We start from the raw sequence: 20,627 nt of genomic DNA, 5'->3' as shown, positions 1-20,627 counted from the left end.
TGGCGTTATTTGCCGCCGACGCCGCCGCTCTGATGGATGGCGATGGCGCTGCCGCCCTGCTGCTGCACGCCCAGGTCGGCATTGTAATTGCCCTCCTGCGTCCAGGTCAATTGATTGCCCGCGCCGGTCTGGCTGGCGGTCATCGCATTATTGTCGCCCGTCTGCGCCAGCGTCGCCTGATTGTCGCCGCCATCCTGCGTCAGTGCGACCCGATTGCCATTGCCGGTCTGTGCGATCGTCGCCTGATTGCTGCTCGCGGCCATCGCGCGCTGCTGCACCACGGCGCTATTGCCATGGCCGACCTGCGCCAGCGCCAGCATATTCTGGCCTGCACCCTGCTGTGTCACGCGCGCCGCGTTATCATCGCCGCGCTGGGTCAGGGCGGCTGCGGCCGCTTCGCCGCGCTGCTCGACATGGGCGATATTGCGCGCGCCGTCCTGCGTGATCCGGGCCGTCGCGCGCGCCGCCGCCTGCACCGAAGTCGCGCGATTATAGGACCCCACCTGCTCGATATAGACGCTGCGCCCGGTCGACGCTGGTATCTCCAGCATATAGGGCAGGCTGGGCGCGGGAACGCCGGACTGCGCTTCGCCGGCTTGCGCCGCCATCGCGCCTGCCAGAGCCAGCGCCAGCAGCGCCGCCATGCCAAATTTCCCCATCACAGCCTCCTTGCATAAAAAGCAACCCGCCGGCCCGCCCGATCATGGGCGGGCCGGCGGGCCTTGCGTTTACATCGCGCCGGCCGAACCCTGGACGACCGTGGCGCTGTGGCCATTGCCGCTCTGGTTGACCCAGCTGTTGTTGAGGTCGCTCGTCTGGGTGACGTCGGCCGTGCTGCCGCCGCCCGACTGGATCACCGACGAATAATTGTCGGTGCCATCCTGCGTCACTTCGGCCAGATGGTCCGATCCCGACTGGTCGATGAAGGACTCGTTCGACACGCCGCCCTGCGTCAGCTCGGCCCGCTGGTCCTGGCCGCGCTGGATGATCGTCGACTGGCCATCATCGCCACTCTGCGCCACCGACGCATATTGGTCCGATCCATTGAGCGCGGTGCCCTGGTCGATCGAGGACGCATTGCCATCGCCGACCTGCTCGACATAGGCAGCCTGGCTCCAGCCATATTGCGTCACGGTCGAGCTGTTGGCGTTGCCGCTCTGGTCGACATCGGCCAGGTGCGAACCCAGCAGGCCCTGGTTGACCGACGAGCTGTTGTCGTCGCCGCTCTGGTCGACCAGCGCATCCGACAGCGCGCCCGCCTGGGTGATGACCGACTCATTGCCGCTGCCGCTCTGGTCGACATCGGCATAATGCGCCGCGCCCAGCGAACCGCCCTGGGTGATCTGCGAGTCATTGTCGTCGCCGGTCTGGCGGACGGCCGCGTCCTGCAAGCCGCCCGACTGGCTGATCCGCGAGCTGTTGCGGTCGCCGCTCTGGAACACGCCGCGCACGGTCGCGTCGTCGCCCGCATCATTGGCGATGCCGCCCTGCGTCACCTGCGACTCATTGTCCTCGCCGGTCTGCTCGACATTGGCGGTGTTGAGGCCAAGGCCGTTCTGCAAAATCGACGATTCGTTCAGCGATCCTTCCTGCGTCACGATCGCGACGTTGGAGCCGGAACTCTGGATGATGCCCGACTGGTTGGTGTCGCCGCTCTGGCTGACATTGGCATCATTGCTGTTGCCCGACTGGGCGATGGTGGACGTCAGGTCCGTGCCCTGCTGGTCGACGGTCGCGTCGTCATTGTCGCCGGTCTGCAAAATGTCGGAACTGTTGCCATCGCCATTCTGCGTCACCTGCGCGTCGGCATTGTCATTATACTGGCGGACCCGCGAATAAGCGTCGCCGGTCTGGTCGACGGTGGCGCTGTTATTGTCGTCGCTGGCATTGCTGCCGCCGCCCGTGCCATTGTCCTGCAGGACGATGGATTCAGCGCCATTGCCGGCCTGCGTCACGGTCGCCGCATTATTGTCGCCGCCCTGGGTGACGGTGGAGGAGGCGCTGGACCCGGACTGGGTGACGGTGGCCGTCGCGTCCGTGCCGGTCTGCGTCACGGTGGAGCCGTTATTCTGCGCCAGGGCCGGAACCGCGGCCAGGAAGGCAAGCGCCGACGCGCTTGCAAGAAGGATGCGCTGCATGATCTTATCCCTTTATTATGTGCGAAAGGAGGGACCAGCGCCGCGATTGTGCGGCGCTGATCCCTTTTTCGATCACATGCCCTGCGTGACAGTGGCGGTGTTGTTCATGCCGGTCTGGTTGACGACCGAATTGTTCAGATCGCTGCTCTGCGTGACGGTCGCGGAGTGACCCGAACCCGACTGCGACACCCAGGACTCATTGGTGCTGCCGCTCTGATCGACCGCGGCTTCGTTCAGCGCGCCGTCCTGCATCACCTCAGAGAGGTTGTCGTTGCCGCTCTGATCGACGCTGGCGAAGTTGCCCGAGCTTGCGCCCGCAATCAGGGTGTTGGTCTGCGAGATGCTGCTCTGGTTGTTGTCACCCGACTGCTTGCTGCTCGCTTCCATCAGACGCGCGCTGATGGTGGCGTTGCCGCCGAACTGGTCGATCGTGCTGCTGTTGTTGCTGCCGCCCTGCTCAATCGAAGCAGTTGCGACGCGCGGATCGGGACCGCCCGGAGGGTTCGGGGCATTGCCGACGCTCTGGTCGATCGACGCATAGTTATCATTGCCAATCTGGTCGATCATGGCGTCGGACAGCTGGCCGGCCTGCGTCACATAGGCTTCGTTGCTGTTGCCCGACTGGTTGACGCCGACCATGCCGGTATTGTCGCCGGCCGAATTGTCGAAGCCCGACTGGACCACATCCGACAGGTTGTTGTCGCCCGACTGGTCGACATTCAGGTCGCCCGACGAACCGCTCTGCGTCGCATAGGACTGGTTGTTGTCACCGCCCTGCGTGATCAGCGCCTGCTGGCCATTGGTCTGGAACGGATTGCCGTCATTGCGACCCTGGTTCAGCACCGACAGGTTGCTCGAACCGGACTGATCGACGGTCGCGATCGACCCGTTCGACGTCTGGTTGATGGTCGAATCATTGTTGTTGCCGCCCTGGGTGACGGTCGCGGTGCCGCCCGCGTCGTCCAGCTGGTTGACGGTCGAATCATTGCCGTCGCCGCTCTGCGTCACATCGGCGATGCTGTCGGCGCCCTGCTGGTTCACCGACGAATAGTTGACCGCACCGCTCTGGATGACGGTGGCGTCATTGCCGCCGGTGCCGCCCTGCGTGACATAGGACGTGTTTTCATAGGTGGTGCCGGCCGAACCGCCTTCGGGTGCGCCGTCAACGCCCTGGCTCACATTGGCGATATTGTTGTCCGACGTCTGATAGAGGCTCGAAAACTGGCCGTCATCCGCCTGCGACACCGACGCGACGTTGCTGCTGCCCGACTGGACGACCGTCGAATCATTGGTGGTGTTCAGGAAGGACGTTGTCTGCGTCTGCGCGACGGTCGCTTCATTGTCGCTGCCGGTCTGCTGGACTTCGGACGTCTGGGTCGGCGCGGCGCCGGTGCCATCGTCATCCTGGGTCACCGAAGCGGTGTTGCCCGCGCCGGTCTGGAGGACGTTCGAATAGCTGCCGGTTGCGCCGGCCTGCGACACGGTGGCGTCGTTGTTCGCATTTTCCTGCGTCACGAACGACACGTCGTTGGCGCCGCTCTGCGTCACCGATGCGGTCTGGCTGTCACCCGACTGGGTCACGGTCGAATCGTTGCTTTGCGCGAAAGCCGGGGCTGCTGCCAGCAGCGCCAGGGCCGAAACCGAAGTATAGATGGTCCGTTTCATGGTTGTCATTCCTTTTGAAAAGGGCGATAACCATGCTGTCCCGAAGTAAACCTACTTCAGGGCCGCATGATTGGTGGCACATTCATTCACTCATGCTCGCCCGTCGGAGCTTCCACCTCCGGCGGGCGAATGTTCGCCTGGTTCTTGTCATGGTCCGGGGAACACCAGGCGGTCCCCCGCACCTTTTGAAACGCTGACTGCCTGATGGCGGTCAATCGTCTCGTTTAACGACCCACGCCCGGCCCTCCCTGCTTGGCTTTGCTGGAGGATTTGGGCATTTCCGTCATCGGCACCGCGCGTGGCTTCATCTTCATCGGCGCAGCCTTTCGCGCGGTATCCATTGCCGCTTCCACCTGTTTGGGCGTGAAGACGCCGTCGCGCTCCTGACGGTAGCGCCACAGCATCGGCCAGCCGGCCTGGGTGTCCGCGAAATTCCACAGGTTGAGGTCAATGCCCTCCATCACGAGGCCATAGACCGCCTTCTCGATCGCCTGTTGCAGGGCGATATGATCGGGCTCGTTCGTCGTCATGCCCACTTCCGCCTCCAGCAGCTCCTTGAAGCCGACAAAGCGGAACGCCGACGCGCCCAATGACTGCGACGCGATCGTCTTGGACGCGGTGACGGTGGTCAGCACCTCGCCGGTGCGCACCGAAATGGCGCGCAGATAGACCGTCACCGTATCCTGCCGATATTGCGTGCTGGCGCCGATCCCCAGGAACGAAGCGCCCGCGCCGCCCGTCACCGTATTGGTGTCGAAACTGATGATCCCGCCTTCCAGCAGCACGCCGGCAAACAGCATCGCCGGCAACGCCTGCGGGTTGACATTATTTTCGCCCAGATAGCGTTCGCGCATCTCGCGAATGATCTGCCTCTCGTTGAGCAGGTTGCGCAGCTGCTCGCGCTCGACGATCGTGAACCATTTGCGGTTGCCCGCATCCTGCAACGCCCGCACCAGGATCGACGCAGCGCCCTGCGTCACCGCGCGCGACAGCGTCTGCGTTCCCCCTTCGCCAACGCGATACTGGCCGGTCTGGTCGGAAAAATTATAGACGGCGATCGCCACCGGCCGCTGCGGCGGCGGCAATTCCATCAACTGCCGCTGCGCCTGCGTATAGCGGGGATAGACCGCCATCGGGTTCATCGAGGGAATATCGTCCCGCCCCGTCGTCGCCAGCGAATTGCATCCGCCCAGCAGCAGCGCCGCGCTCGTTGTCAGGAATATCTGCCTCAACATGCAAAGAGCCCCCGCCCCTTCTTCAGTTCACATCGACGAAGGTCGGCACCACGATGGTCGTGGTTTCGCCCGTCGCCTCGGTGAAGATGTTGATCGTCACCTCTTCCAGCCCGCGCACGAAATCGATCGTCTGCCCGCCAAAGCTGATCGTTCCGCTTTCCTGCGGGTTTTCGCCGAAGATCGCGTCGACCAGCTGGGAAGACAGCGCCGACAACAGGCGCGACTGCAATTGCCGCGCGAAAATATCGGCTTGCGACGACGATGTCGCCGTCTTCGGGTCGCGATAATCATTCTGCGCGTTGGCCGTGCCCAGGATGTGCGCCGAATTGAACGGATTGCCCCCGAAGGTCGGGCTGATCGGCGAATGGACCAGATCCTGTGCGTCGGATGCACAGGGATACCCCAGGCACAACAGTGCCAGTGTCGAGACTACTAACCTTTGCACGCCCCACTCCCACGAAGGCTATGAAGTAACTCGACCCTGTTATTAAGGCTTCGTTAATCCCCTGCGGGGTGAGTCGCATCTCCCATTTGGTATATACCGTTCGAAATATGTCCGACTGTTCCGCATTGGGGCAGTCCGGCCGACAAATATTTACGCGCGCCCCTTTTCGTCGGGCAAGCAGATGATCGGGATCGACAATATCTTGCGCACGATGTCGACCTGCCGCGTGCACTCCATCTTCGCCGCGATCGCCTTCACCTGGTTCCGCACGGTGCCGACGCTGGTCGACCGCTGCTCCGCGATCGCGTCCAGGTCCAACCCGCGCGCCAGGGCCGTGGCGATTTCCGCTTCCGCGCGCCCCAGCCCGTAAAGATCGCGCAGCATGTCCCCCGCGACCGTCGCGCGCTGTTCCGTATCGGTGATAAAGGCGACCAGCGCCTCATTGCATCCCAGCAGGCAGCGCGCGAGCAGCATGACATAGGGCGATGCGCCCAATCGCTCGATCCGCGTCATGCCGACCGCAGGCGCCTGCGCGCCGCTCAGGCGGGCAAAGAGCTGGGAGCTGGCTGATCCGCATCATATTGTCCGGGCGGCTGGCCGACAGTTTGCCGCCGCCGACCTGCAATTCGCTGCTGCCCTCCAGCATCCGCTCGCCATAGCGATTGGCAAAGACCAGATGCGCGTCCGTATCGAAAATGAACATGCCGGTGCAGGTCAGGTCGACCAGCCCCTGCAACGCCTCATGCCCCTGGCCGATCGCTTCGAACGCGTCGGTGAGCAGCGCCAATTCCGCAGCTCCCTCATGCTCGCCCGACAGCAAGGCATCCGCGTCATCCTCCATCGGTGAACCATGTGGCGTTGCCATGGGGTCAGGCGCGGACCGACCAAAAAAGAGCCGGTTCACGCCGCGCGGCTCACCCGTCGCGCTTCCATTCGCCGTTATGGCGTTCGCCGCCATGGCGTTCGGCTGCGCCCCGACGACGCGTCGCGCCAGATGCCGTTCCAGCACGCTTGCCAATCGCGCAATTCCCGATGATGGCTGATCCTCGACACATGCGGGCGCAAAGCCGCCCGCCCACAGGCGCTCGTTTCCGGACTTGTCTTGCAAAGCCCACCCCTCCTTTGCTTCAAGACTTCGCGCCACCTGCGCCCCGCGGCACGAACGTCTTGCCGGAACCGACCCCATCGGCTCCAATATTGTGCAGGCATATCGCATCGTCTTTGCGATTGGTCAAATATACTTAATGACCTTGGTACCAACTTGGCTCGCGCCTGCATGACAGGACTGTCAGCAATTCTTGGCGATATGCAGAAGATGGCCCGCCGGCCGATCGGTCACTCGTGCGGCAGCAACAGGCTCGAATCGCCATAGCTGTAGAAGCGATAGCCCTGCGCGATCGCATGGGCATAGATGCCCTGCATCCGCTCGCGCCCCATCAGCGCACTAACCAGCATGAACAGGGTCGATTTGGGCAGGTGGAAATTGGTCATCAGCCCGTCGACCGCCCGGAAGCGATAGCCCGGCGTGATGAAGATGCGCGTTTCGTCGGCAAAGGGGCGGATCACTCCATCCTCCCCCGCCGCGCTTTCCAGCAGCCGCAGCGACGTTGTGCCCACCGCGATCACCCGGCCACCCGCAGCGCGCGCGGCATTCATCCGATCAGCAGCCTCGGCATCGATCCGGCCCCATTCGGCATGCATGCGATGGTCCTGGGTATCCTCCGCCTTGACCGGCAGGAATGTCCCCGCCCCGACATGCAGCGTCAGTGTCTGCGTCAGCACGCCCGCCGCCGCGATTGCGTCCATCAGTTCGGGCGTGAAATGCAGGGCCGCGGTCGGGGCCGCCACCGCGCCATCTTCGCGCGCGAACATCGTCTGGTAATCGCTGCGATCCTGCTCGTCGGTCGGCCGCTTGCTGGCGATATAGGGCGGCAAGGGCATGGTCCCGGCACGCTCCAGCAGGATTTCGACCGGCTCCTCGCCTTCGAAGTCCAGCGTCACGCCGCCTTCGGCGTCACGCGCGCCCGCAATCGCGGTCACGCCAGCGCCAAAATCGATCCGGTCGCCGTCCCGCACCCGCTTGGCGTTGCGCAAAAAGGCCTGCCAGTGCCGCAGCCCCAGGCGCTTGTGCAGCGTCGCGCCGATGCGCGCCTCGCCCCTGCGCCCTTCCAGCTGCGCCGGGATCACCCGCGTATCGTTGAACACCAGCATGTCGCCCGCCCGCAACAGCGACGGCAGGTCGCGCACGATGCGATCGTCAACGCCGCTCGCTCCCGCCGCGACCAGCAGCCGCGCCGAATCGCGCGGCGACGCGGGCCGAAGCGCGATATTTTCCGGCGGCAAATCGAAATCGAACAGGTCTACGCGCATGGAAACGCTTTCAGGCGCGATCGCCGCTTATTGCGCCGGCGGCGTCAGCGGGCCGGATGGCAACGCGTCGGGCGCGGCCGGGGCGGTAGGCGCGACCGGGGCCGTCACCGGCGGCTTGCCATCGCTCTCGATCGAGGCCTGCAAGATCACCGTCGGATTGGCCGGCGGCTCGCCCTGCGCGATGGCGTCGACATATTGCATGCCTTCGATCACCCGGCCGAAGACGGTATATTTCTTGTCCAGTTGCATGCGCGGCAGCAGCACGATGAAGAACTGGCTGTTGGCGCTATCCTCGCTCTGGGCGCGCGCCATCGACACGGTGCCGCGCAGATGCGGCATCGGGTTGAATTCGGCCTTCAGGTCCGGCAGCTGCGATCCGCCGGTGCCATCGCCCTTGGGGTCGCCGCCCTGCGCCATGAAGCCGGGGATGACGCGATGGAATTTCAGGCCATTGTAGAAACCCTCCCGCGTCAGCGTCTTGATCCGCTCGACATGGTTGGGCGCGATATCGGGGCGCAGCTGGATGCGCACTCGCCCGCCGCTCGACAGGTCCAGGTCCCACACATTTTGCGGGTCGACCGGCACTGTCGCGGGCGGCAATTGCGGCGTGCCCGAATCTTCCAGCGACTTGGCATTTTCCTGCGCGCGCGCGGCGGTTTCGGCCTTCTTGAAATCCTCGCCCTGGCCGCCACCGCCGCCGCCCTGGGCAAAGGCCACGCCGGACGCGGTCAGGGCGAGTGTGATCGCCATGGTCTTGAGCGCGCAAGTGAAACGCATGAGGCAGAACTTCCTTGATCCTGTGAGCCGACAACGGGGCCGTCATTCCCCGCCCTGATAGCGCGCTGATCGCGATTGGCAACTGAACCCAGGCTGAAACGACGCCGGGGGCAGCCGCCTCAGCCCTCGCCCTTGCGTCCGATCCGCGCCACCCGCGCCTCGACTTCCTCGCGCACGCACGGGCTGACGAATTTGTGGATCGGCCCGCCATAGAGCGCGATTTCCTTGACCAGCCGCGATGCGATCGGCTGCAACGACACGTCCGCCATCAGGAATACGGTTTCGACCCGGCCGTTGATCTGCTGGTTCATGCCCGCCATCTGATATTCATATTCGAAGTCCGCGACCGCGCGCAGCCCGCGAATGATGACGCTGGCGCCCTGCGATTCGGCAAAGTCCATCAGCAGCGAATTGAACCCGACCACGCAAATGTCGCTGTCGATGCCGGCACATTCGCGCCGCACCATCTCCAGCCGTTCCTCGTCGGAAAACATCGGCGACTTGGCGATATTGGTGGTGACGCCGATGACCAGCCGGTCGACCAGCTTCGCGCCGCGCCGGATGATGTCCATATGCCCCAGCGTGATGGGGTCGAACGTGCCGGGATAGACGCCGATACGCTGCTTGCTCATGGGCTTAGCGGTCCCTTTCCACGATATAGTCGGCAATCGCGCGCAGCAGGTCGGCCTCCGCGCCATGGGTGCGCAGATGATCCTTCGCCTGGTCGACCAGCATATGCGCCCGTTCGCGCGCGGCCTCCACGCCCAGCAGCGATACGAAGGTTTCCTTGCCCGCCGCCGCATCCTTGGCCAGCGCCTTGCCCGCCAGCGCCGCATCGCCCTCCACGTCCAGCAGATCGTCGGCAATCTGGAACGCCAGGCCAATGTCGCGGGCATAGCCATGCAGGCCGGTGCGCGCCTCCTGCGGCAGGCGCGCCATGATCGCCGCGGCCTCGACGCAGAAACAGATGAGCGCCCCGGTCTTGAGGTTCTGCAACCGCGTGACCGTCGCCAGGTCGAACCGCGTGCGCTCCGCCTCCAGGTCCATCATCTGCCCGCCGGCCATGCCCGCCGGCCCGCTGCACGTCGCCAGCGCCTTCACCAGTTCGATGCGCACGAACGGATCGGGATGCGTTTCCTCGTCCGCCAGCACCTCGAACGCCAGGTCGTGCAGGCAATCGCCCGCCAGGATCGCCGTCGCCTCGTCAAACGCCTTGTGCACCGTGGGCTTGCCCCGGCGCATGTCATCATCGTCCATCGCCGGCAAATCGTCATGGATCAGCGAATAGACATGGATGCATTCGATCGCCAGGCCGACCCGCAACGCCGATTCGCGCGAAATGTGGAACAGGTCGCACGCCGCCTGCACCAGCAACGGGCGCAATCGCTTGCCCCCGCCGATCGCGGCATGGCGCATCGCTTCATACAGCCGCGCGCGCGCATCGTCGGGCACGGCCAGCAAGCGGTCGAAGCCCCTGTCGATCTGCGCTGCAACATCGCGCGCCCGCGCCAGCATGTCCGTGACCGCGCCCCCGCCTTCGGTCATCAACCTCAGTCCGTGCCAAAGGGCTGGGCGCCGGTCACCGCGCCATTGGCGTCGAGCGTCAGCTTGGCGATGCGCGCTTCGGCCGCCTGCAACCGGTCGGCGCAGCGTTTGCGCAATTCCTCGCCCTTGGCATAAAGCGCGATCGATTCGTCCAGCGGCACGTCCCCGCTTTCCAGCCGGCGCACAATCTGCTCCAGCGCGCGCAGGGCGTCCTCGAAGGACAAAGACGACGGATCGGGGGACATTTCCTCAGCCATGGCCCTGCATTGGCCGCGCCCAACGCCCCGGTCAAGTGCGCAGCGCCTCCTGTCCAGCCCGGCGGCGCTTTCGACATCGTTGTCATCATCGCGTCATGACGTCATTTCAGGGGACATGGCGGTTATCCCGCGCTTTTGCGTTGACGGGACATGTTGCACATGCACATAAAAGGATCGCTATGAAACTTCATCTCCCCATGATCGCCTTGGCCGGCGTCGCCCTGCTGTCGGCCTGCAACAAGAATGACGAACCCGAAGTCGTGGGCGGCCCCGCCGACCCGATGGCTGACCAGCTCGCCAACGCCGCACCGGTCGAACTGCCGCCTTCGGTCAAGGCGACCAAGCAGTATCGCTGCAAGGACAACAGCCTTTATTTCGTCGACTTCATGACCGACGACAAGACCGCCAATTTCCGTACGAAGAAGGGCGGCGAGCCGACCCAGCTGAAGGCGGCCGAAGCGGGCCAGGCCTTCACCGCCGAAGGCGGCTATGAAGTGTCGGGCCAGGGCGACGAGGTGAAGATCACCGTCCCCGGCAAGAGCGCGCAGAGCTGCCACGTCTGATCGACGGACGCTTTTCGTCTGAAAATTTCAGGGCCGGTCCTCGCAAGAGGCCGGCCTTTTCCTTGTCCGGCGTTGCCTGGCCTTATGCGGGCCGCTCGCCCACTTCGACCGGGTCTGGGCCAAAGCGATTCGGCCCGCGCGTGCCGCCGATGATGAAGAAGATGAGCAGCACCAGCCCACCCAGTATCGGGAGCAAAGCCAGCAGCAGCCACCATCCGCTGCGATCCGTATCATGCAGCCGCCGCACCATTACCGCCAGATGCGGGATGAAGATGCCGAGCGCGAACAGGCCCGTGAGCGGTCCGCCATGGGTGCGGTAGACCGCGCTCGCGCTCCATGGTCCGGTCTGCACCCATCGCTCCGTCACAGCGAGGCCCAGCGCCGTTTCCAGAATCGACAGCGCGAACATCGCCAGCACGATGAACAGCACGAACATCCAATATTCGCGCGGCCGCGCCCGCCCGCTGAACCGCGCATAGCGCCGCAGCGGCAATATCATCCAGTCCCATGCAGTCATGCGCGTTCCCCTTCGTGCGTCATCCGCATCACCCCTAGCATGAAATGCGCCCCGCGCCGCCTTGCCATTGTGAATCCGCGACGCCCTCGCTAAAGGCGCGGGCATGTCCAGCACCGCCACCCAGATCACCCCGGAAGTCGTCGCCGAACATGGCCTCAGCCCGGAAGAATATGACCGCGTGTTAAAGGCGATCGGCCGCGAGCCGAACCTGACCGAACTCGGCATCTTCTCGGTGATGTGGTCGGAACATTGCAGCTATAAAAGCTCCAAGATCCACCTGATGAAGCTGCCGACCAAAGGCCCGCAGGTGATTTGCGGACCGGGCGAAAATGCCGGCGTCGTCGATATCGGCGATGGCCAGGCCGCCATCTTCAAGATGGAAAGCCATAATCACCCCAGCTATATCGAACCCTATCAGGGCGCGGCGACGGGCGTGGGCGGCATCTTGCGCGACGTGTTCACCATGGGCGCGCGACCGGTCGCCAACATGAACGCGCTGCGCTTCGGCCGGCCCGACCACCCCAAGATGAAGCATCTCATCGCCGGCGTCGTCCATGGCATTGGCGGCTATGGCAATTGCGTCGGCGTGCCGACCGTGGGCGGCGAAGTGAATTTCCACAGCGCCTATGACGGCAATATCCTGGTCAACGCGATGACCGTGGGCGTCGCCGACACCGACAAGATCTTCTATTCGGCCGCCAGCGGCGTCGGCAACCCGATCGTCTATGTTGGGTCCAAGACCGGCCGTGACGGCATCCATGGCGCGACCATGGCCTCGGCCGATTTCGGCGAGGACAGCGAGGAAAAGCGCCCCACCGTGCAGGTCGGCGACCCCTTCACCGAAAAGCTGCTGATCGAAGCGTGCCTGGAACTCATGGCGTCCGACGCGATCGTCGCCATTCAGGACATGGGCGCGGCCGGCCTTACCTCCTCCAGCGTCGAAATGGCGTCCAAGGGCGGCGTTGGCATCCACCTCAAGATGGATGACGTGCCCCAGCGCGAAACCGGCATGACGACCTATGAAATGATGCTGTCGGAAAGCCAGGAGCGGATGCTCATGGTCTTGAAGCCCGGCCGCGAAGCCTTCGCCGAAGCCATCTTCCGCAAATGGGAGCTGGACTTCGCCGTCATCGGCCATGTCACCGACACCGGCCGCATGGTGCTGGAGCATAAGGGCGAGATCGTCTGCGACATCCCGCTTGGGCCCCTGGCCGACGACGCCCCGCTCTATGATCGCCCCTCCATGCCGAAGGACGACTATAAGGCATGGGCCAAGGTCGAACCCCTCGGCGACGTGCCGGAAAGCGCCGACATCGACGCTGACCTCGTCACCCTGATGGGCAGCCCCGACATTGCCAGCCGCCGGTGGATCTGGGAACAATATGACCATATGGTCGGCGCCGACACGGTCCAGCGCCCGGGCGGCGACGCCGCCGTGGTGCGCGTCCATGGCACGCAAAAGGGCATCGCGATCAGCACCGACTGCACGCCGCGCTATTGCTATGCCGACCCTTATGAAGGCGGCAAGCAGGCGATCGCCGAATGCTATCGCAATCTGTCGGCCGTCGGCTCGACCCCGCTCGCCGTCACCAACTGCCTCAACTTCGCCAACCCGCAGCGGCCTGAAATCATGGCGCAGCTGACCGGTTGCCTGGAAGGCATGGGCGACGCCTGTCGCGCCCTCGATTTCCCGATCGTGTCGGGCAATGTCAGCCTTTATAATGAATCGAAGGCGACGGGCGGCGGCTCCGCCATCCTCCCCACCCCGGCCATCGGCGGCATCGGCCTGCTCGCCAATGTCGACATCATGGCGACCGTCGCCTTCAAGAATGAAGGCGACGCCGTCTGGCTGATCGGCGGCGAAGGCACGCATCTCGGCCAATCCATCTGGCTGCGCGAAGTCGCGGGCCGTGAAGCGGGCGACGCGCCTGTCGTCGATCTCGCCGCCGAACGCGCCAATGCCGACGCCGTGCGCGCGCTTGTCGCGACCGGCGCGGTCAACGCCGTCCACGACATTTCCGATGGCGGCCTGCTCGTCACGCTCGCCGAAATGGCGCTCGCCGGCGACAAGGGCATGGCGCTCGACATCACCCTCACCACCGCCTCGGCCTTTGGCGAAGACCAGGCCCGCTATGTCGTCACGGCCCCCGCCAGCGCCGCCATCCCCGGCGCGACGCGGATCGGCACTGTCGCCGGCGACAGTGTCGCGGGCGTCGCCCTCGACACGCTGCGCAAAGCCCATGAAGGCTTCTTCCCCGCCCTGATGGACAACGAACTCTAACCCTTCGTCATCCCCGCCGTAATGGACGGCGAACCCTGATCCCCTCCGTCATCCCCGCGAAAGCGGGGACCCAAGTCTCGACACGCGACGTCATTGCCGATGGCGAGATGGATCCCCGCTTTCGCGGGGATGACGGATGGAGATTGTATCCCGTTCTAACGAAGCGGAGCGCGACAGGGTCAGTCTGGCAGGCGGTCAAAACCCAGGCCGACAGCCAGGTCGTCCCAATGCGGGTTCAAGTCTTCGATCAGCGTGATCTTCCAGGCGCGGTTCCATTTCTTGAGGCGCTTTTCGCGGAGGATGGCCTCTTCCATCGTGGCATGCTGTTCGAACCACATCAGCCGCTTGATGCCATACTCACGGGTGAAGCCAGCGACTGACCCGGTGCGGTGTTCGTGCATGCGCCGGATCAGGTCGGATGTGACGCCTATATAAAGTGTGCCGTTACGCTTGCTGGCGAGGATGTAGACGCAGGGGTGGCGATCGCGCATCCCCGCAACCTAACCCCTCCGTCATCCCCGCGAAAGCGGGGACCCAGGCCGTGCCACACATCTTCATCGCGAAGGCGCGCAGCGACGCCACCCCGCAATCACCCGCGCCGGTAGATGAACTCCGCATCGGTCCAGTCGCCGACCTTGAATCCATAGTCGCCGACCTTCGCAAAGCCGCGCTTGGCATAGAAGGCCTGCGCCCGAGCGTTGCCGGACCATACGCCGAGCCACTGCGGACCGGGAAAGGCCTGCGCCAGCCAGCCCTGCGCCGCCTCCATCAGCACCCGGCCCACGCCCTGGCCCTGCGCGGCATTGAGCGCATAGAGCTGGTATAATTCCCCCTGCGCCGCCGACGCCTGCGGGTGCGGCAATTTGCAGGGACCGGCATGGGCATAGGCAAGCAGCCGCCCGTCGCGCGCCTGCGCGACCCAGGTCGCATGATCGGGCGCGGCGAGTTCGCGCGCCACCGTCGCCTCGCCATAGCTATCCGCCTCGAACCGCGCCAGATCGGCGGCTGGATAGGGAATGGCGAAGCCGTGGAGAAACGTCTCCCGAAACGCGGCGAGCTTGAGCGCGGACAGGGCGGCGGCATCGGCCGGTTCCGCCCGCCTGATGGTCAGATCATCATGGGACATAGCCGCTGGATGCCAGTCCGCGCGCCTCCGCGCAACCGCTGCGCCCTCAACCCGCGCGCGTCACCCGGCCGAACAGGATCTGATAGGCGTCCGTGCCGCCCGCAGCGTCGAACGCCGCCATGACCGCGCGCAGCTGCGCCGGCGTCAAGGGCCTGCGCCCCGTCTCCGGCACCACCGCGCCGATGCCCTTCAAATGCGCGATCAGCCCGCGCGCGCCGCCGCTGTCCAGCGGCACGCGCTCGTCAAAGGCGAAGCTGTCGTCATACGCCCGCAGCATCGCCCGGACCGCCTCCAGCGACGGATAGTCCGGCACCCCGGCCGCCACCCCGCACGCATCATGCGCCGCGCGCCAGGCGGCAAAACTGTCCTGCCCCATGGTCGAAAAGATCAGGCTTCCGCCAGGCGTCAGCAGGCTCGCCAGCCGCCCGATCGCGCCCGGCAGATCGTCAAACCACTGGAAGGCCAGGCTGGACAGGATAAGGTCGAACCACGGCCCCTCGAACGGCGGCGACTCCCCATCCATCGCCAGGAATGTGCCGCCCACCAGCCCGTGCGCCGCCGCCCGGTCCAGCATGGCGGGCGACAGGTCGGTCACGACCAGCTGCGCGCCGGGCCAACGTGCCTGGATGTCGCGGGTCAGCAATCCGGTGCCGCAGCCAATCTCCAATATGCGCATGACGCCACTCGGGCGTTGCCGCTGCGCCAGGTCCGCCACCAGCCGCGCGGCGAAGCGCTGCGGCCCGGCATGATCGTCATAATGCGTCGCCGCCGCGCCGAATGCGTCGCTTATCCGTTGCTTGCGCCCCTCGTTCATGGCTAGGCCCCTTGGCAGAGCCGTTCGCCGCTGACCAGCATCTTCAAGGATTTCCCCATGCCCCCCTCCTCCCGCATTCCCGCCATGGACGTTCTGCGCGGCTGCGCGGTCATGGGTATATTGTGGATGAACATCACCGCCTTCGCCCAGCCGCAAAGCGCCTATATCGATCCGGCCGCCGCCGGCCCGCTCTCGGCGGGCGACATCGCCTTCTGGGCGACCAGCCTGATCCTGGTCGATGGCAAGATGCGCGGGCTGTTCGCAATGCTGTTCGGCGCATCGATGCTGCTGCTGATCGACCGGGAGGAGATGGCCGGGCGCAACGGCGCCCGCACCCAGATGGTCCGCGCGGGCTGGCTGTTCGTCATTGGCGCGGCGCATTATCTGCTGCTCTGGTGGGGCGACATCTTGACGCTCTATGCGCTCGTCGGGCTTGCCGCGCTGCGCTTCGTCCATCGCGACCCGATGCAGCTGGTGAAGGCCGCATTCCTGTTCTTCCTGCTGCATTTCCTGCTCGTCGCCGGCTATGTCGCGTCCTTCTACGCCTGGAGCCACGCCAGCGGCGGGGGCGCGGGCTTCGCCTCCTTCGCCGCCAGCCTGTCCGACCCCGCCAGTCCCGTGGTTCAGCGGGAAATTGCCCTGTACCGCGGCGATTTCCTCTCCATCCTGTTGCACAAGATCGTCGATTTGCCACGCAGCTGGTCGCTGGGCTTCATGCTCAGCGCGCTCGAAACGCTCGGCTTCATGCTGCTTGGCATGGCCATGCTTAAAAGCGGTTTTCTCACCGGCCGCTGGGATGCGGAACAATATCGCCGCACCGCCCGCCATTGCTTCCTGATCGGCGTGCCGCCGATGATCGCGCTGGCGGCCTGGGTCTGGGCCAGCGGCTTTGCCGCGCTGCCGGCGCTCGGCACCGCGCTTGCCTGGTCCTTCCCCTTCCGCGTGCCGCTGAGCGTTGGCTGGGCCGCGCTCATCCTCTGGCTTTTCGCCCGCAATCCCGGCCATCCCCTCGCCTCGCGCCTGGGCGCTGCCGGCCGCCTCGCGCTCAGCAATTATCTGGGCACCAGCCTCCTCATGACCACCATCTTCTATGGCTGGGGCCTTGGCAATTTTGCCCATGTCCCGCTCGGCGCGCTGCCGTTGTTCGTCGCCGTGGGCTGGGCGGCGATGCTGCTCTGGTCGCAGCCCTATGCCAATCGATTCGCCATCGGCCCCGCCGAATGGCTCTGGCGCAGCCTGGTTCGCGCGCAACCGCAAAAGATTCGCAAGAGCAGCTGATTACTATTGCGACCTATTATCATATAGGCTATCTCTCCTTGGCACAGGAGAGCATCGCATATGGTCGTCTGCGTTTGTAATGCCATTCGGGAAAAAGACGTGCGGGAAGCCGCGCGCAACGGCGCGGACACGCCTTGCAGCGCCTATGCCCAATATGGCCGCCGCCCCAAATGCGGCCAGTGCGTGTCCTTCGCCCGCACGATCATCGCAGCCGAGCGCGCGTCCGCCTGACACAAATGCAAATCATGCGCAGCCCATACGCGCGAACCCGAAGCAATAGCATCGCAATAAATGGTTGATTTCTGCGGTTTTTCAGCTTAACAGCCGCTATCCGCCCCGCTATAGTCGCTCCGTTCCCGCTATTCGGAGTATAGCGCCATGAAGGGCGACGCCAAGGTCATCGAATATCTGAACGAGGTCCTCAAGAATGAGTTGACCGCGATCAACCAATATTTCCTCCATTACCGCATGCTCGACCATTGGGGCATCAAGAAGCTCGCCAAGTTCGAATATGAAGAATCCATCGACGAGATGAAGCATGCCGACAAGCTGGCGGAGCGCATCCTGTTCCTCGACGGCTTGCCCAATTTCCAGCTGCTCGGCCGCCTCAAGATCGGCGAGACGGTGGAGGAAATCCTCAAAGCCGACCTTGAGCTGGAATATGAGGCGTTGCCGGTCCTGCGCGAAGCGATCGCCCATTGCGAATCGATCCGCGATTTCGTCAGCCGCGACCTGTTCGACTATATCCTCAAGAGCGAGGAGGAGCATGTCGACACGCTGGAAACCCAGTTCGAAATGATCGAACGCATGGGCATACAGAATTATATCCAGCTGCAAAGCCGCCCCGCCGAGGACTGATCGCGGCGCAGACGCGCAGCTAGAGCATCGAGCCATAAATCTGACCCGTTCGTCCTGACTAAGGACCGAGCTCGTCGAGGGCCTGTATCGAAGGACCCTTTGATACGCCGCTTCGACAGGCTCAGCGACTACTCAGGGCAAACGGAAATAAGTGATCCCGATTTTACGCTCGGCGCTCTAAAAGGGGGCGTGCCTGGGCAAGGCGCCCCCCCTTTGTCGTTACAGCAAGGCGTCCAGCAGCCCGATCAGCGGCAGATCCGCGGGCGGCATGTCCAGCGCATACATCTGCGCCGGCCGCTTCCAGCTGAGCGCGGTCGCATGACGCGCTTCGGGCACCCCGCGCCATTTGCGGCAGACATAGAGCAGCAGCAGCAAATGCCGGTCGCCCAGCGCTTCGCTGGCGAAACTCGCCGGCGCGAGGCAGCTTTCCTGCGTCGCGATACCCAGTTCTTCCTCCAGTTCGCGCACCAGCGCGGCTTCGGGCGTTTCCCCCGCCTCGACCTTGCCGCCGGGAAATTCCCACAGGCCCGCCATGGGCTTGCCCGGCGGGCGCTGCTGCAACAACACCCGCCCCTCGGCGTCCACCAAAGCGACAGCGACTACCAGCAGGGGAGAAAAAGACGTCATTTCAGGGGATACTCAAGGGCTATTTGTTAACCCTCCCCGCTTTACACATCTGTCCGGGACTGTCTGTAGCGAACTGGGGACACGCATGCGCGGGCTTATCGACATCATCGCCCGACAGGGGCTCATCAAATGCGAACGCGGGGCCACGGCGGTCGAATATGGCCTCATCCTCGCGATGATCGTGCTCGCCATGCTGGTCGCTTTATCCAACGTCGCTGAACGGACCATCCATATGTGGGACGACGTCGATAATAAGGTTACCAACGCTTAACTATAAGATTTTTACAGTCCCAACGACCATTAAACAATTTTCAACCGAAAGACGGTAGTTCGGTTTTCGCTGACCACGAACAAATCACACGGGGGCGGCGGGGTAGTTTTAGTGCGTATGTCCATCAAGGAGACATGAAATGCAGTTCGTCCGTAAGATGCTGAAGAATGAAAAGGGTGCCACCGCGATTGAATACGGCCTGATCGCCGCGCTTATCGCTGTCGCCGCCATCGGCGCCATGACCAGCCTGGGTGGCAACCTGAAGAACACCTTCAACAGCGTCAGCGACAACCTGGACCAGTAAGTCGCGACACTGACTGATTGAAAAAGGGCGGCGGACACCATGTCCGCCGCCCTTTTATATTGTCCTGATCCGGCCTCAGACGACGATCTTGACCTTCTGCCCCGGCCGCAGCGTCGCATTGGCGTCCAGCGCGTTGATCGTCAGGAACCGTTCCAACTGCAAGTCGCTATAGGCCATGCGCCGGCTCAAGGACTGAACCGTGTCGCCCGCCTTCACCGTCACTACGTCGATCCGGCGCGGCTTGATCGCCGCCGCATCCTTCGCCGACAGCCGCTCAACCGACTGCACCATGGACGTGAAGGGGCCGATGCCCCGCCCCGCCGGCGTCAGCAGCAGGAAATGATAGGCCTTGCCGCCGCCAAAATCATAGGCAATCACCGTTGCATCCACCTGGCTCGACTGGCTGGTCGCCCGCACCGTGCGCCATGCGGCCGGAATGCCGTTGATCGTCGTGCGGCTCACCGCCCCGCCCGGCACGCCCTTGCCATCGCCCAGGGCGGCAAAGACGCCGTCGATATAGGCGCTTAAATCGCCGCGATAGGCGGCGGTCCCGAATTGCGCCTGCCCGCCGGACCCCGTGATCGACACCGCATCGCTGCCATTTTCCATCCCGAACCCGCTCGGCGCGGCAAAGCTCAGCCGCAGGTCGGGGTGCCGGAACCGGTTGCCGTCGATCACCCCCTGCTTGGGATCGTCGCCATAGAGCACGCCATCCAGCGCGGCGAGAAACACGTCACGATTGCGCGTGGTGCTGGTCGACCGCGTGGCCTGCGCCTCGCGTGCCGCGCGGTCGACGCGCGATGCGGGATCGGGGTGGGTGCTCGCCCATTCCGGCATGGAACGCGCGCTGCCCGCCACCCGCGCGTCGAGACTGCTCTGCGCCGCCAGCGACGCCAGCATGTCGGACAGCGCGCGCGGATCATAGCCGCCCGCGGCCAGATAGCGGATGCCCAGGTCATCCGCCTCATATTCCTGGCTGCGCGAAAATTTGAGCGTCAGCAACTGGCTGCCCGTGCCGATGCCGCGCTGGATCAGCCCGGCAAAGCCCGAATCGCCCAGCAACGCGCCGGTCAGGACCTGCAACAATGCGCCGCCAATCGCGTTGCGCTGCGCCGTCTTCTGCCGCCTCTGCCCATGCTGCGCGGCGACATGGCCGACCTCATGGCCCAGCACGCCCGCCAGTTCGGCCTCGTCATTCATCAGCGCCATCAACTGGCGCGTCACATAGACATAGCCGCCGGGAATCGCGAAGGCGTTGTTGACCGGGGAATTGAGCAAGGTGACGGTGAAGTCGCTCTGCGCATTGGACAGGCCCGACTGCACGGCAATGCGCCGCCCCACCGTCTCGACATAGCGCGCCTGCGGCCCCGCATAGGGACCGCCAAATTCCTTCAGCAATTCAGGATGTTGCTTTGCGCCCGACGCCTTGTCCTGCTGGCTGATCGACGACACAGTGCGGATCGCCCGCTGCTGCCCGATCACCGCTGGCGCGCTCAAGACCATCGCCAGCGCCGCGCCGGTGCCGCCCAGCGCCAAAGTCCACTTCATACACCCTC

Annotated in this window: 25 protein-coding genes; 7 read left to right on the top strand and 18 right to left on the bottom strand. The window is 64.4% G+C overall.

Annotated elements, in window-relative coordinates:
• Positions 1-5: 5 nt before the first annotated feature.
• From RLDS_RS36700 to RLDS_RS36645, 12 genes are all read right to left on the bottom strand, one after another.
• Entirely contained in the window at positions 6-659 is a 654-nt protein-coding gene (locus tag RLDS_RS36700) for a hypothetical protein (protein WP_021225447.1), read from the bottom strand.
• 69 nt (positions 660-728) lie between these two features.
• Positions 729-2,138 (bottom strand): hypothetical protein, encoded by a 1,410-nt coding sequence (locus RLDS_RS36695; RefSeq protein ID WP_021225446.1) that lies wholly within the window; start codon positions 2,136-2,138, stop codon positions 729-731.
• A gap of 72 nt (positions 2,139-2,210) precedes the next feature.
• Positions 2,211-3,803 carry a beta strand repeat-containing protein gene (locus RLDS_RS36690; RefSeq protein WP_021225445.1) on the bottom strand — a complete coding sequence of 531 codons (1,593 nt, stop codon included), beginning with the start codon at positions 3,801-3,803 and terminating at the stop codon, positions 2,211-2,213.
• Positions 3,804-4,027: 224 nt separating this feature from the next.
• Positions 4,028-5,038: a CsgG/HfaB family protein gene (locus tag RLDS_RS36685; protein ID WP_021225444.1), complete on the bottom strand. Its 1,011-nt coding sequence runs from the start codon at positions 5,036-5,038 to the stop codon at positions 4,028-4,030.
• Positions 5,039-5,060: 22 nt separating this feature from the next.
• Positions 5,061-5,483: a curli assembly protein CsgF gene (locus RLDS_RS36680; RefSeq protein ID WP_236616827.1), complete on the bottom strand. Its 423-nt coding sequence runs from the start codon at positions 5,481-5,483 to the stop codon at positions 5,061-5,063.
• 150 nt (positions 5,484-5,633) lie between these two features.
• Positions 5,634-5,996 carry a helix-turn-helix transcriptional regulator gene (locus RLDS_RS36675; protein WP_084514727.1) on the bottom strand — a complete coding sequence of 121 codons (363 nt, stop codon included), beginning with the start codon at positions 5,994-5,996 and terminating at the stop codon, positions 5,634-5,636.
• Complete coding sequence (locus tag RLDS_RS36670; RefSeq protein ID WP_021225441.1) at positions 5,923-6,591, bottom strand: hypothetical protein; 669 nt, start codon at positions 6,589-6,591, stop codon at positions 5,923-5,925. The genes RLDS_RS36675 and RLDS_RS36670 overlap by 74 nt, the downstream gene beginning before the upstream one ends.
• Positions 6,592-6,818: 227 nt before the next feature.
• Entirely contained in the window at positions 6,819-7,853 is a 1,035-nt protein-coding gene (queA, locus tag RLDS_RS36665) for a tRNA preQ1(34) S-adenosylmethionine ribosyltransferase-isomerase QueA (protein ID WP_021225440.1), read from the bottom strand.
• 27 nt (positions 7,854-7,880) lie between these two features.
• Positions 7,881-8,630, bottom strand: coding sequence for a peptidylprolyl isomerase (locus RLDS_RS36660; RefSeq protein WP_021225439.1), 750 nt, complete (start codon positions 8,628-8,630; stop codon positions 7,881-7,883).
• Positions 8,631-8,749: 119 nt separating this feature from the next.
• Entirely contained in the window at positions 8,750-9,262 is a 513-nt protein-coding gene (gene coaD / locus RLDS_RS36655; protein ID WP_021225438.1) for a pantetheine-phosphate adenylyltransferase, read from the bottom strand.
• A gap of 4 nt (positions 9,263-9,266) precedes the next feature.
• Positions 9,267-10,175, bottom strand: a complete 909-nt coding sequence (locus tag RLDS_RS36650; protein ID WP_021225437.1) for a polyprenyl synthetase family protein — start codon at positions 10,173-10,175, stop codon at positions 9,267-9,269.
• A 5-nt stretch (positions 10,176-10,180) separates the two neighbouring features.
• Positions 10,181-10,432 carry an exodeoxyribonuclease VII small subunit gene (locus tag RLDS_RS36645; protein WP_021225436.1) on the bottom strand — a complete coding sequence of 84 codons (252 nt, stop codon included), beginning with the start codon at positions 10,430-10,432 and terminating at the stop codon, positions 10,181-10,183.
• 179 nt (positions 10,433-10,611) lie between these two features.
• Between RLDS_RS36645 and RLDS_RS36640 the strand changes: the two genes are divergently transcribed.
• Entirely contained in the window at positions 10,612-10,995 is a 384-nt protein-coding gene (locus RLDS_RS36640; protein ID WP_021225435.1) for a hypothetical protein, read from the top strand.
• An 82-nt stretch (positions 10,996-11,077) separates the two neighbouring features.
• Here RLDS_RS36640 and RLDS_RS36635 read toward each other — a convergent pair whose 3' ends face one another.
• The gene (locus tag RLDS_RS36635; protein ID WP_021225434.1) at positions 11,078-11,512 is read right to left on the bottom strand and encodes a DUF805 domain-containing protein; all 435 of its coding nucleotides are present in this window, start codon (positions 11,510-11,512) and stop codon (positions 11,078-11,080) included.
• 103 nt (positions 11,513-11,615) lie between these two features.
• Between RLDS_RS36635 and purL the strand changes: the two genes are divergently transcribed.
• Entirely contained in the window at positions 11,616-13,793 is a 2,178-nt protein-coding gene (gene purL / locus RLDS_RS36630; RefSeq protein WP_021225433.1) for a phosphoribosylformylglycinamidine synthase subunit PurL, read from the top strand.
• A 179-nt stretch (positions 13,794-13,972) separates the two neighbouring features.
• Here purL and RLDS_RS36625 read toward each other — a convergent pair whose 3' ends face one another.
• The 3 genes from RLDS_RS36625 to RLDS_RS36615 all read right to left on the bottom strand — a co-directional run bounded on the left by RLDS_RS36625 (position 13,973) and on the right by RLDS_RS36615 (position 15,733).
• Positions 13,973-14,284 (bottom strand): GIY-YIG nuclease family protein, encoded by a 312-nt coding sequence (locus RLDS_RS36625; protein ID WP_021225432.1) that lies wholly within the window; start codon positions 14,282-14,284, stop codon positions 13,973-13,975.
• 98 nt (positions 14,285-14,382) lie between these two features.
• Positions 14,383-14,919, bottom strand: coding sequence for a GNAT family N-acetyltransferase (locus tag RLDS_RS36620; protein ID WP_021225431.1), 537 nt, complete (start codon positions 14,917-14,919; stop codon positions 14,383-14,385).
• Positions 14,920-14,965: 46 nt separating this feature from the next.
• Entirely contained in the window at positions 14,966-15,733 is a 768-nt protein-coding gene (locus RLDS_RS36615; RefSeq protein ID WP_021225430.1) for a methyltransferase domain-containing protein, read from the bottom strand.
• Positions 15,734-15,790: 57 nt separating this feature from the next.
• On the opposite strand from RLDS_RS36615, the gene RLDS_RS36610 reads away from it, so the two are divergent.
• From RLDS_RS36610 to bfr, 3 genes are all read left to right on the top strand, one after another.
• Entirely contained in the window at positions 15,791-17,011 is a 1,221-nt protein-coding gene (locus tag RLDS_RS36610; protein WP_236616826.1) for a DUF418 domain-containing protein, read from the top strand.
• Positions 17,012-17,071: 60 nt separating this feature from the next.
• Positions 17,072-17,242, top strand: coding sequence for a (2Fe-2S)-binding protein (locus tag RLDS_RS36605; RefSeq protein WP_021225428.1), 171 nt, complete (start codon positions 17,072-17,074; stop codon positions 17,240-17,242).
• A gap of 147 nt (positions 17,243-17,389) precedes the next feature.
• On the top strand, positions 17,390-17,869 hold the full coding sequence (gene bfr / locus RLDS_RS36600; protein WP_021225427.1) for a bacterioferritin: 480 nt from the start codon (positions 17,390-17,392) through the stop codon (positions 17,867-17,869).
• 219 nt (positions 17,870-18,088) lie between these two features.
• Here bfr and RLDS_RS36595 read toward each other — a convergent pair whose 3' ends face one another.
• On the bottom strand, positions 18,089-18,496 hold the full coding sequence (locus tag RLDS_RS36595) for a (deoxy)nucleoside triphosphate pyrophosphohydrolase (protein ID WP_021225426.1): 408 nt from the start codon (positions 18,494-18,496) through the stop codon (positions 18,089-18,091).
• An 85-nt stretch (positions 18,497-18,581) separates the two neighbouring features.
• Between RLDS_RS36595 and RLDS_RS36590 the strand changes: the two genes are divergently transcribed.
• The gene (locus RLDS_RS36590) at positions 18,582-18,767 is read left to right on the top strand and encodes a Flp family type IVb pilin (protein ID WP_009821173.1); all 186 of its coding nucleotides are present in this window, start codon (positions 18,582-18,584) and stop codon (positions 18,765-18,767) included.
• Positions 18,768-18,906: 139 nt separating this feature from the next.
• Positions 18,907-19,071 (top strand): Flp family type IVb pilin, encoded by a 165-nt coding sequence (locus RLDS_RS36585; RefSeq protein WP_009821172.1) that lies wholly within the window; start codon positions 18,907-18,909, stop codon positions 19,069-19,071.
• A gap of 75 nt (positions 19,072-19,146) precedes the next feature.
• Here the strand turns inward: RLDS_RS36585 and RLDS_RS36580 are convergent, their stop codons facing one another.
• Positions 19,147-20,619: a M48 family metalloprotease gene (locus tag RLDS_RS36580; RefSeq protein WP_021225425.1), complete on the bottom strand. Its 1,473-nt coding sequence runs from the start codon at positions 20,617-20,619 to the stop codon at positions 19,147-19,149.
• Between the last annotated feature and the right edge of the window lie 8 nt (positions 20,620-20,627).

It is taken from the genome of Sphingobium lactosutens DS20 (genome assembly GCF_000445105.1).
GTDB lineage: Bacteria > Pseudomonadota > Alphaproteobacteria > Sphingomonadales > Sphingomonadaceae > Sphingobium > Sphingobium lactosutens.
This window is presented reverse-complemented; position numbering and strand designations above follow the sequence as displayed.